This window comes from Microcoleus sp. T2B6 (assembly GCF_036700475.1).
In the GTDB taxonomy this organism is placed as follows: Bacteria; Cyanobacteriota; Cyanobacteriia; order Cyanobacteriales; family Microcoleaceae; genus Microcoleus.
Genome location: NZ_JAUBOZ010000035.1, coordinates 59864 through 71562, shown reverse-complemented (window position 1 = coordinate 71562; position 11699 = coordinate 59864). Strand labels below are relative to the sequence as shown.

The following is an 11699-nucleotide window of genomic DNA, read 5'->3' as shown; positions in this document are numbered from 1 at the left end:
TAATTGCTCAACTACTTGCCTATTCTGAGTTTCATCTATTTTTTAACCAATGTAAATACCCCCTTGACAATTTACCCCTCACCTTAACTTGTCACTAATGGAGTCCCACTGGATATACATATTACCCAATTGGAGCGCAAAAACGGTTAGAGCAAACGAAACGAAGGGGGCGAAGACTTAGTATTTTAGGCTTGCTACAACCGTGTGTTAATTTCGCGTATGGGTTGGCTGTCGGGAGTTTTAGCAGCAAATCATATATCACTATGATGGAAAATGAAGCACAACAAGCTGAGCTGGAAATGAAATTAACTGGACGGATCAGAGTGATAATTCAAGATAATGGTCCCATACACAAATCTCTGGATGTCCAACAAAAATGGTCTCAGTGGGAAAGCCAGGGGTTGTATATTTTCTTTTTACCTAAATACTGTTCGGAAATGAACAAGATTGAACTGGAATGGCAACAACTTAAAAATCATGAACTGGTCGGACAAATGTTTGAAGATGAACTAGATATTGCCTACGCAGTAATGGATGGAATTGAAGCGAGAGGGCGACGAGGAAATTACACAACTAATCGCTTTAAATTCAGTTCCAATTCCGCTTGTTAACATTTCTTTACTTGCCTTGGTTTTTTTATACCGACCTACTTAGATCAACTGTCACAAGCCAAAGTAGGAGATATCGGCAATCCCCTTGGATTTGACAATATCGTTGCGTAAGTCATCAGCAATTAAAGTATATTGGTCATAATCAATAGACAGCCAATAAAAAATCAGGGAGGATTTAGTGATGACATCTGTGCAGCTTGAAAAAAAAGCTATGACTGAAGAAGATGTGGTAAAGTTATGGGAAGCTTTTAAAGTATTTGATGCGGACGGGAGCGGTGCTATCTCATCAGAAGAACTGGGTCAAGTGATGCGATCGCTAGGCCAGAGTCCTAACGAAACCGAGCTGCGCGACATGATCAAGGAAGTGGACGTAGACTTGTCTGGCAGTATCGATTTTGAGGAATTCAAAATCCTGATGGTATCCCACCAAGGCGATCGCCAGAGTCGTCTCAAAATGGCATTTAGTGTATTTGATGAGAATGGCAGCGGTCAAATCACTAAAAACGAGATGCAGGGTGTGATGAGCCAGTTTGGGCTGACAGAGCAAGAGCTCGATGAGATCATCAAAGAGGTAGATCATGACGGCGATGCCTCAATTGACTTTAAGGAATTCTGCAAACTGGTACCCGATGAGTCAGAGCTCACAACCGGATATCAAGACTCGCCGGTTCCGGTTGTCAGCACACAGACAACCGAGATTTCAGACAGTACAGCGGCTGCGATCGCAACTACAGCAACTGCTATCAATGAGGCAGATTCTGCCACTATTGAACCTAATCTACAAGAAGCACCCAACGATAGCAATCCAGAAATAGCGCGCCTAAAAGAACTACTCGCGCAACACCCACAAGCTGAGAGCAAGCGCGGTACCTCCCGCTTGCAGATGCAGATTGGTTTGTTTCGTCTGATCCAGGGAGCAGCCTACCGCAGCTTCCGTGAGAGTTTCTCGGCCAACCACGAGACTCACCTGCGCGTGAGAAACTTGCCCTACAGAATCGTTGATTTTGTGCAATTTGTCAGATGTGCGATCGGGCTTTATAAAGGATTGGGTGTAGTAGAGTCGGCGTGCAACCCTCTACTGGATGCAGTAGTTAAATCGATCGAAGATGAATATGCCAGACTACAAGATCGCATCAAAAACTGGAAGACTATAGAAAAAACTCCAGAAATGTTGGCAGAACAAAAAGCCATGTTGGAAGCGCGGGGTAAGTCTGCCAGCGCCAAGGAAAAGTTTGCGGCGGGAGTCGAGTTTGCCATCACCATCAAGAAGAAAAGTCTCAACTTGCGTGACATCGCCGAGGGTGTGCTTGCCATCAACGAACTCAACCGATTGAGAAAAATGGAACTGAGTGAGGAAATGGCACCGCCACCAGTCAAATCTGAGGGAGATCCCAAAGAGTACCTGAAGAAGTGGAACCGCGTCATCCTCTCGGATGCCTCAGAGGAAATCGATGGTGCGATGATGCCAGTCGCCTATTGGTATGAAGACTTTATGCCGAAGCTGCTGGCTGCCTTCAGCGTCAGCACAGCAGCAGACATCCCCTTGAATACGGTGGCTGACGAAGCAGCTTTAAACCAGTGGTACGAAGCCACCAAGGCGTCAGGGGAATTTGGGCGCTATGGGGCGGATGTTGTAGAAAGCTTTCCCAAATGCGCTCCAAAACAGAAGCTAATGCTCAAACAGGCATGGCGCTTGACGCACAACTACCTGAATGGGGTACAGAAACGGCGCGAACGCTTGGAGTTTGGGCGCGAGTCTGGCGAACTCTCGCAATATGTATCGTTCATTGACGTTTATATCGATCGCAGTGAAATAAAGAATTCACAAATGCGCGTCAGCTTCCCGTATTATATTGGCCCTGCGGTGTGGCGTTTCTTCCACACTACGGCTGAAATCGTCTCTACCAAGACCCCCCAACAGCAAAAAACTCTGGTGGCAATCTTCAAGGACTTTTTCAAGCTGTTTGCCACTATGTATCCCTGCCCCTACTGCCGCCACCACCTCAACGCCTACGTCGTGCAGAATAAAGAGGTGGAAATGTACCCTGTAGAGTACCTCGTGCTTGGGCGTGACCCGCGTCTGAATGACTTTGAGGTATCAATGGAGGCCAAGTTATCGACCGTAGTAGATGGCGCTTCCCTGCGCTTATTCTTCTGGAAGCTGCACAATACTGTCTCCTCATCAATTGCGCGATCGGAGGAGTGGTATCACAAGGATGAGAAAGCATTCTATACCACCCGTTATTGGCCTAGCATTGACTCTGAGCTAGCACGAGCCAAGGCCCTCAAACACATTAGCATTGCCACCGATCGGATGTACCGCCTCTACGGTATGCTCAAGCCTGCGGCACGACTGACAGGGGTGAGAGCAACTTTGCAAAAGCTGTTGGATAAGCGCGATGAGGAAGGCATCAAGGAGGCTTGCTTAGTTGCCCAAGATTATATCAAGGAGTTGGAGGAGGCGATCGTCACCGGACAATTCTTACAAGAGACATATTACTTTGACCCTGACCTTGTGGATCGAGCTCCCGTCTTTAGTCCTGAAGAAGAGGAGTTTGCTCGCAGCGGTGTGTTCGTAGAGGTTGCTTAGATATTAGTGAGTAAAAAGTTAAGCTTTTAAGCTTAACTTTTTACCGCTCCTAGAAAAAATTAAAATATTAATAATCGCTCAATGCCTAAGCCGAATACCCATGCCAAAAAGACTCAAATCATTGAGGTACTAAAGCAGGATTATTTTCAAATGACCGCGCAGCTTCAGAGGAACTGGACACCAGAGCAACATGAAAAAAATCGATTGAGTCGTTCTTTGGCTGCATTTGCGATCGCCAATCTTGCCGATCTTACCCCTGCTCAAGCGGCTAACTCAATTGTCAATGGGGAAAATGATAATGGGATTGATGCCATTTATTTCGATCGGATTAAAAAATTGCTTTTGTTGGTACAGGCTAAGGCGGGGAATGCTCCAAATATGGGTGATAATAAAAAATTTTGTGATGGGATTAGAGATTTAGTCCATCAACGTTTTCAGAAATTTAATGATGGCTTTGCGCGGTTGCAGCAAGATGTTGAAGATGCTTTAAATACTAACGGAGTAAAAATAGTTGGCTGTAATATATATCTTGATGAAAGCCTGAGTTCTCATGTGATTACGGATCTTAATCAGTTAAAAAGTGAACTGAATCAGTTCGATCAACGTTTTGAATGGCAAGATTTAAATATTAGCATAACACATGGTTGGTTGACAGCAAAACACGCGATCGCCCCTGTTGATGTAGTCTTGACCTTGGAAAAGTGGCATTGTTTAGATCGGCCGCGTAGGGCATTTTATGGATTGGTTAAGGCTTCAGAACTTGCCTCTTTATATCAAGAGCATAATAAGTCGCTTTTTGAGAAAAATATCCGTTATTACCTAGGTGCAGAGGATGTTAACTTAGCGATTGCGGAAACTGTCAAAGAGCAACCATCTGAACTATTTTATCTCAACAATGGTCTGACGATTACTTGTTCGGTAATTAGTCTGACATCGGGACATACACAGGAATCAACTCAATTTACTTTAAAAGATTTTTCCGTCGTAAATGGCGCGCAAACGGTAGGAGCGATCGCTTCGGTTTATAATGCTAATGGTTCAATATCTGCTGATGCAAAGTTATTAGTTACAATTATTGAAGTGGGGACGGAGACTGACAATATTGGCGAAAAAATTACTGGGGCAAGAAATACGCAAAATGCTGTGCGTGATGTTTATTTTGCCGCGTTAGATTCCAATCAAGAGCGTTTGCGACAGGAATGTATGGTATCGAATATTGTTTATGAATATCGACCATCGGCGGAGCGAAATCAGGATGCGATTACAATTGAACAGGCGGCAGTTGCTCTTGCTTGTTTTAGTGGTAATACGGAAATATTGGTTGCAGCAAAGAGAGAAATTGGTCAACTTTATAAGCGTTATTATTCAACTCTTTTTAGTAATGAAATTTCAGGGATTATGCTTTGTCGGTATGTGCGAATATTTCAATATTTAGATAGCATTTTTTCTGCTTCAGAAAATGCTGCAACAGGTTGACAAAAGATGTTTTATAAGCATGGTAGATTTTTTATTCTGGATATTCTCGGAAGACGCCATAAACCATTGATCAATAAAGTAGAGATTGAGTTGTCTGATGATGATCAAATAGAATTGTCACGAATTGCGTTAGAGCTTGCCGAATTGATTTATAATATTGCTGAATCTCAATTTGCTAGTGACCAGAAGGGTTATCTAGCAATTTTCAAGAGTTTAACCGATGTTGTTCCTTTAACGAGTAGGGTGATGCAAGAGTTAGATCCCAGGAATAATTAGACTAAAAATCAGAATATTCCTAGAGTTTAACTGTTGAGAAAAAGATTAATTATGACTAAAAAGCAGAGACTAGAATTAACCTGGATTGGTAAGGATATTCGCCCCAAGCTGGAGCCGCGAATTTTGCTGGAAGATCCAGAGATGTCTTATCATGCGGCTCATCAGGTGAGTGAAAATGATATTTTTGATAATCGCTTAATCTTTGGGGATAATTTATTGGCTCTCAAGGCTTTGGAGTCAGAGTTTATAGGAAAAGTTAAATGTGTTTTTATCGATCCGCCATATAATACAGGCTCAGCTTTTGAACATTATGATGATGGAGTTGAACATTCTATTTGGCTTGGTTTAATGCGCGATCGTTTAGAGATTTTGCGTAATCTATTGTCGAATGATGGTTCTTTATGGATTACGATTGATGATAATGAAGCGCATTATTTGAAAGTGATGTGTGACGAGATTTTTGGGCGCGTAAATTTTGTTGCGAATGTAATCTGGCAGAAGAAGTATGCGGCATCGAATGATGCACTTTGGTTCAGTAACGATCACGACCACATTTTAGTTTATGCGAAAGTTAAAACGTCTTGGAAACCGAATAGACTTCCTAGAACTGAAAAATCAAACTCAGCATACAAAAACCCTGACAATGATCCTCGTGGTGCTTGGCAATCAGACAATTATACTTGTAACAAATCTATTGATGAGCGTCCTAATCTATACTATCCAATCACTAATCCAAATACTGGTGAAATTATTCTCCCTAAGAAAACGGCAGTATGGAGATATTCGCGTGAGAGACATGAAGATAATGAACAACAGGGCTTAGTGTATTGGGGAGTAGAAGGAAAGAACTCTGTACCTCGCTTCAAGAGATTATTAAGTGCGGTTTCTGACAAAGGAGGAGTACCACAAACAATATGGACATGGGAAGAAGTGGGTCATAATCAAGATGCTAAACGAGAGCAGTTGCAACTTAATGCACAAGAACCCTTTTCAACTCCTAAACCTGAAAAGCTACTAGAACGTATTCTTCAACTTGCCACTAATCCCAAAGATATTGTTCTTGATTCGTTTGCAGGTTCAGGAACAACAGGCGCAGTCGCCCATAAAATGGGAAGACGCTGGATCATGATTGAACTCGGCGAACATTGTCATACTCATATCATTCCCCGACTCAAAAAAGTAATTGATGGCGAAGATCAAGGTGGAATTAGCAAAGCAGTTAACTGGAAAGGTGGCGGCGGGTTTCGATACTATCATCTTGCACCATCCCTACTAGAAAAAGACAAATGGGATAACTGGGTAATCAATAAAAACTATAACGCCGCGATGCTTGCCGAAGCACTCTGCAAAATCGAAGGTTTCACCTACGCACCATCAGACACCTTCTATTGGCAACATGGCTATTCCACCGAAAGCGACTTTATCTATGTCACCACCCAAAATCTTAGTCACGAACAACTATCCAAACTTGCAGACGAAGTAGGACAAGAGCGCACCCTACTTGTTTTATGTACCGCCTTTCGAGGTCAAACCGACATATTCCCAAACCTCACCGTTAAAAAAATTCCTAAACAAATCCTTTCACGGTGTGAATGGGGACATGATGATTACAGCCTAAAAATTGAAAACTTGCCAAAAGCACCCCCAAAGTTCGGACAATTAACACTATTTGACATGGATACCTATGATAAATCAACTTGTTAATAATATTTCTAATCGTCTCAGTCTGCGCCATCCCCAGCGCCAATCTTTAGAAATTCTCGATCGCATTTGTAAACTCTTATCCCTCCCAGACATCATAGATAGAGAAACAAGTTTAGTTGCCATCAAAAAAGAATTCCCAACGTTTACTGACTTCGAGCGCGACTTCCCATCCCTATGTTTTGCCCTAGCCACAGGTGTTGGTAAAACTCGACTCATGGGCGCTTTTATTAGTTACTTATACCTAGCATATAACATTAAAAACTTCTTTATCCTTGCCCCAAACCTGACCATTTATAACAAACTAATTACCGATTTCACGCCCAACACCTCAAAGTATGTATTTACGGGTATCTCTGAATTTGCGCTCTCTCCACCAGTCATCATCACAGGTGACAACTATGAAATGAATGCGCGAACGATCTTAGATCAACAAATTTCATGCAAAATTAATATTTTCAATATCTCAAAAATTAACTCAGAAGTACGCGGCGGTAAAAGCCCCAAAATCAAACGACTATCCGAATATATTGGCGAAAGCTATTTTGATTACCTGTCTCAATTAAAAGACCTCGTAATTCTAATGGATGAATCGCACCGATATCGCGCATCAGCAGGAGTTCGCGCTATTAACGAATTAAAACCATTAATGGGGCTAGAACTTACCGCCACACCCTTTATCGAAACCAATAAAGGTTCAGTAGCTTTCAAAAATGTCATCTATGACTATCCCCTCGGACGTGCCATAACCGATGGATTTATTAAAGATCCAGCAGTCGTCACCCGCAAAGACTTTAACCCTAGAGCAATGTCACCAGACGCGATCGAGCGTCTTAAACTAGAAGACGGCATCTATCTCCATGAAAATATTAAAGCTGAATTAGAAACCTATGCTATTCAAACTGGAAAACAAATTGTTAAACCCTTTCTGTTAGTGATTGCCCGTGACACTACCCACGCCTCAAAACTCATGGAACTCATTCAATCTGATGAGTTTTCCGAAGGAAATTATAAACATAAAGTTATTCAAGTTGATTCTAGTAAAACGGGCGCTCAAGAAGATGAAATGGTAGAGCGATTGCTCAAAGTAGAACATACCGATGAACCTACTGAAATAGTTATCCATGTAAATATGCTCAAAGAAGGTTGGGATGTCACCAACCTCTATACAATTGTCCCTCTGAGAGCCGCAAATTCTAAAATCCTGATCGAGCAATCTATTGGAAGGGGCTTGCGTTTGCCCTATGGAATGCGTACAGGTGTCGAAATTGTCGATCGCCTAAATATCGTCGCCCATGACAAGTTTCAAGAAATTGTCGATGAAGCAAAGCGCCCAGAATCCCAAATCCGCCTGAAACAAATTATCCTCACAGATGAAGACTTACAGCAAAAGACACAAACAGTAATTTCGCGATCGCAACTAGCCCAAAATCTAGGACTTCACCCCGAACAACCCATTAATTTACCTGATAATTTACCTGCAACCGAACCCCAAAATATTCAACAATCCCTATTTCAATCACCTATAGAACAAAAGATTGCACAGCTTACATACCAAGAAATCCTAAAGCTTGAAAGCCGCCCCGAAGAAGTCCCAACCACCGCCCATCTCGCATCCCCAAAAGTTCAGGGAAGGGTGCGCGAAGCCGTAGCTAGAGAATATCAACCCGCACAAATGGAACTTGAAGGTATAATAGCACCTCCAGATATTGAAGCGATCGTTGCGAAAACAACGAATTTAGTTATCCAGCAAACCATCAATATTCCTAAGATTCTTGTTATTCCTAAAGGGCAAGTGCGATCGGGTTTCAGGTCTTTTGCCCTAGATATCACAGGCTTAAATTATCCCGTTCCCTCCCAAGAAGAATTACATATTCAATCGCTAACAACGAATAAAGTTGAATTTATGGGAATTATCAAAGAAAACTTTGAAGAATCACGGCTAGAAAACTATATTGTCAAAAATTTAGTCAACTTCGATGATATTTGCTATGACGAACACGCTGATTTACTCTATGACCTGGCGGGTCAAGTTCTTAGCCATCTTATGACCTACTTATCCGAAGAAGATACACACAAAGTTTTACGCTGTTACCAAAGGGAAATTGCCAATTTTGTCCATAGCCAAATGCAGCCACATTTCTGGGAAGAAACAACAGGTTATGAGGTCAGAATCAGTAAAGGTTTTACAGCATTAAAAGATAGCGCCTACACTACAAATGCTAAGAATTGCCTTGATTATCAATCTTCGCCACGAGACAAAAGCAATATGTCCAAATATCTGTTTACAGGCTTCTCCAAATGCCTCTATCGAGAACAGAAATTTGAATCGGAAGCAGAAAGAATACTAGCACTGATTTTAGAACGGGATGCAATCAAATGGTTTAAACCCGCAAAAGGACAATTTCAGCTTTATTACAAATGGCAGGGAAAATATTCAGAATATCAACCAGATTTTGTGGCTGAAACAGAAGAAGTTATCTATATGCTGGAACCAAAAGCTCGAAATGAAATTGACAATCCTCAAGTGCTTGCTAAGAAAGATGTCGCAGTTCAATGGTGTCAATATGCTTCGGACTATATGCTAAAGCACGGTGGCAAACCTTGGAAATATGTCTTAATTCCCCATGATGAGATCAAAGAAAATATGAGACTCCAAAAACTAAGCGATCGCTATACCGCCACTACTAAGGGTTAATTTCAGCGGCGATCAGGAGCGAAAGTCACGAGCCAGATGCTGGCTCACCCTACGGAACAAAAAGACGACCAACGCCCATCCAGGTTTCGATATCCAGCAAGATTTCCAGAATACGGTCAACACAACGATTTCGATAGACTCGATCGGCTAAAAATCGATCGGCATCTCCAATCGTAATCACAGGTAGGGAATCCACTGTATTTTCTTCTCGGATCACCTGTTCCAGGGAGTCTTCACCCTTCATGCTGCGGTTGGCAGTAAGCAAAATCATCTGATTTGCCTGAGCAAGTCGCCAAACAACTCGATCGTTACTGTCGATCGATAAATTCATCTGCTTGAAAGTGACAACCCGAATTGGGAGTAGATTTAACCAGCCTTGACTCGCAATATTTCCTAATAAAATCTCTGCATGACCTCCGAGATTGTGATCGATGAGAAAATTCATGCTTCTAGTTCGTGTTTGGCTTTCTGCTCTTGAAGTTTTGCCCAAAGAGCCTCTCGGCCGGGTTTGGGTGGCATCGCTGCAACGCGGGCTGAATGTTCGCGATTGCGTTCTTCCCAGTAATGCTGAATTTCCTTAGCTTGCCTTAAAACAATTTGATATTCTGCTTCGACTTCTGCACGATTTGCCTCAATGTAGGATAAAGCAACGTTAATCTGATCCTCTGTTAATTCAAACAAGGAACGGATAAACTTCGGGGGATACTGAGCCGTCAGGTAGTCCATGACATCATAGAGAGTGATGCGCGTACCTGAAATTGTCAGTCCGCGCTCTGTACGAATAATAATTGGTTGGTTGTTGGATACTGAAACCATACCCATAGCCTCTGAAACAGTCTAGGAAATAATCCGATCGTACCTTACAAATTGGTAATGTCGTGTTTGTAGAAACCTTTTAGCAAATCCACCAAACGCCCCCTATAGCAATCCTAAATCAGTACAAATATGTAGGGGTAGTGCTAAGAGTGCCTACCCCCACGGATCGGGGCAACCACGGGGGGTTTGCCCCTACAACAATTAAACAATTCATTTAGGATCGCTATACACAAAATTAGCCGGATCTTGATCTCGCCGATGCTTCAGCAGAATCGGAGAACCTTGGCCATCACCCACCAAAGCCGCCGTTTCCTCCAACGCTTCCCTCAATCGCTTGGCCGCGTAGATCGACATATCGCGGGGCACATTCACCCGATCGCGCAAATACCGCAAAGCCGCATCAGAACCAGCCGGCGGCGTACAAACTTCGCCAGTCATCATCAAAGTTAAAGCACAACGCAAAGCCTCATCAAATAAATTGTCATCAGCAGGATTGACTCGAACGATGTTGCGCTGGTGCTTAATCACGCGATGAAGTGCTTCAGCGCGGGAGGTTTCCGGTTCTGGATACATCACATCCGGCAGTCCAGCCCAAGGCCCATTATCCACGCGGGCTTTATTGAGTAGCATCTGAGGTTCGCCGTTTTCATAACACCCGCCCATCTGAGGTGGTAAATCGTGGACGTGGGTGTGAAAATCGCTCTGAGTGCCGCGATAGGTAGGGCGGGTTTCCATCGCCGCAAACCAGTCAGCAAAGCGCGGGTTTTCTTCGCGCATCGAGTAGCCTTTGTAGTAGTAAAGACTGGCATTCATCCGTTCGACGTAGGGCGTAAAGATGACATCCGCAGTACCAAATTCATCGAGAAAATAAGGCCCCGGAGTGCTAGCTAGAGCCTTTTCTACCTGGGCGACGACGCTGATAAATTGGTCGCGGTTGTGCTGTTCTACTTTGGCTGAACTTGCTGGGTAGCACAGCCAAGAGCACCAGGCTCTAAATAGCAGTCGCTCTAACCGCCGCATGGGTATTACTGCCGGGTTTTCCATGCCCAAACCCAAGGGGCCATAGACTCGTTCGAGGGCGATTAAGATATCATCGCTTTCGGTGATGATGCGGCCGTCTAGTTCGATCGCCGGTAGCATTCCCGATGGCACTTTGCGCTTGTACCAGCTTTCCTTTTCCCCATAGCAGAACATTGTAACTTTGTCAATACGGTAGGGAATTTGTTTTTCTTCTAACCACAGCCAGATTTTTTGGCAGTAGGGACACCAAGCATGGTTATCGCGGTACAGGGTGACTCGCACATCGGATTCGCTTTTACCGAATAGGCGCAAGCGGGCTTGGGCGTTGGTGGGGCCGTTTGTGCGATCGACTTGAAAGTCTGTGAGGGCTTCTAGTTGTGTCCAGCTTAGGGGGGTGGCGATCGTGGCGGTGGATGTCATAGGTGAATTAGTGCTGATGATGGTTCCCCAAAATATAGACTAAATGTATAGCTTTTCTTGGTCGCGATCGTCCAAAAGTTAGCCACCCCCT

The 11699-nt window shown here is 43.5% G+C and carries 8 protein-coding genes and 1 pseudogene; 6 read left to right on the top strand and 3 right to left on the bottom strand.

Annotated features, from left to right (window positions below; genetic code table 11):
• Positions 1-98 precede the first annotated feature (98 nt).
• From QUA00_RS17080 to QUA00_RS17055, 6 genes and pseudogenes are all read left to right on the top strand, one after another.
• Positions 99-611 (top strand): annotated as a pseudogene (locus QUA00_RS17080) (transposase); the annotation flags it as partial.
• A 181-nt stretch (positions 612-792) separates the two neighbouring features.
• Positions 793-3201 carry an EF-hand domain-containing protein gene (locus QUA00_RS17075; protein ID WP_445305750.1) on the top strand — a complete coding sequence of 803 codons (2409 nt, stop codon included), beginning with the start codon at positions 793-795 and terminating at the stop codon, positions 3199-3201.
• A gap of 81 nt (positions 3202-3282) precedes the next feature.
• Positions 3283-4677: an AIPR family protein gene (locus QUA00_RS17070; RefSeq protein WP_333145418.1), complete on the top strand. Its 1395-nt coding sequence runs from the start codon at positions 3283-3285 to the stop codon at positions 4675-4677.
• 6 nt (positions 4678-4683) lie between these two features.
• Complete coding sequence (locus QUA00_RS17065) at positions 4684-4953, top strand: hypothetical protein (RefSeq protein WP_333145419.1); 270 nt, start codon at positions 4684-4686, stop codon at positions 4951-4953.
• 51 nt (positions 4954-5004) lie between these two features.
• Positions 5005-6657, top strand: coding sequence for a site-specific DNA-methyltransferase (locus tag QUA00_RS17060; RefSeq protein WP_333145420.1), 1653 nt, complete (start codon positions 5005-5007; stop codon positions 6655-6657).
• Positions 6638-9352, top strand: a complete 2715-nt coding sequence (locus QUA00_RS17055) for a DEAD/DEAH box helicase family protein (protein ID WP_333145421.1) — start codon at positions 6638-6640, stop codon at positions 9350-9352. The genes QUA00_RS17060 and QUA00_RS17055 overlap by 20 nt, the downstream gene beginning before the upstream one ends.
• Before the next feature lie 49 nt (positions 9353-9401).
• On the opposite strand, the gene QUA00_RS17050 is transcribed toward QUA00_RS17055, so the two are convergent.
• The 3 genes from QUA00_RS17050 to QUA00_RS17040 form a co-directional block, all read right to left on the bottom strand.
• Positions 9402-9797 (bottom strand): ACP S-malonyltransferase, encoded by a 396-nt coding sequence (locus QUA00_RS17050; RefSeq protein WP_333149049.1) that lies wholly within the window; start codon positions 9795-9797, stop codon positions 9402-9404.
• Positions 9794-10168: a DUF433 domain-containing protein gene (locus QUA00_RS17045; RefSeq protein WP_333410341.1), complete on the bottom strand. Its 375-nt coding sequence runs from the start codon at positions 10166-10168 to the stop codon at positions 9794-9796. The genes QUA00_RS17050 and QUA00_RS17045 overlap by 4 nt, the downstream gene beginning before the upstream one ends.
• A gap of 210 nt (positions 10169-10378) precedes the next feature.
• Entirely contained in the window at positions 10379-11608 is a 1230-nt protein-coding gene (locus QUA00_RS17040) for a glutathione S-transferase family protein (RefSeq protein ID WP_333410340.1), read from the bottom strand.
• Positions 11609-11699: the final 91 nt, after the last annotated feature.

Excerpts from the sequence above, each read along its gene's own strand:
- QUA00_RS17075 (WP_445305750.1), top strand. The coding sequence starts at position 793 with ATGACATCTGTGCAGCTTGAAAAAAAAGCTATGACTGAAGAAGATGTG.
- QUA00_RS17070 (WP_333145418.1), top strand. The coding sequence starts at position 3,283 with ATGCCTAAGCCGAATACCCATGCCAAAAAGACTCAAATCATTGAGGTA.
- QUA00_RS17065 (WP_333145419.1), top strand. The coding sequence starts at position 4,684 with ATGTTTTATAAGCATGGTAGATTTTTTATTCTGGATATTCTCGGAAGA.
- QUA00_RS17060 (WP_333145420.1), top strand. The coding sequence starts at position 5,005 with ATGACTAAAAAGCAGAGACTAGAATTAACCTGGATTGGTAAGGATATT.
- QUA00_RS17055 (WP_333145421.1), top strand. The coding sequence starts at position 6,638 with ATGATAAATCAACTTGTTAATAATATTTCTAATCGTCTCAGTCTGCGC.
- QUA00_RS17050 (WP_333149049.1), bottom strand. The coding sequence starts at position 9,797 with ATGAATTTTCTCATCGATCACAATCTCGGAGGTCATGCAGAGATTTTA.
- QUA00_RS17045 (WP_333410341.1), bottom strand. The coding sequence starts at position 10,168 with ATGGTTTCAGTATCCAACAACCAACCAATTATTATTCGTACAGAGCGC.
- QUA00_RS17040 (WP_333410340.1), bottom strand. The coding sequence starts at position 11,608 with ATGACATCCACCGCCACGATCGCCACCCCCCTAAGCTGGACACAACTA.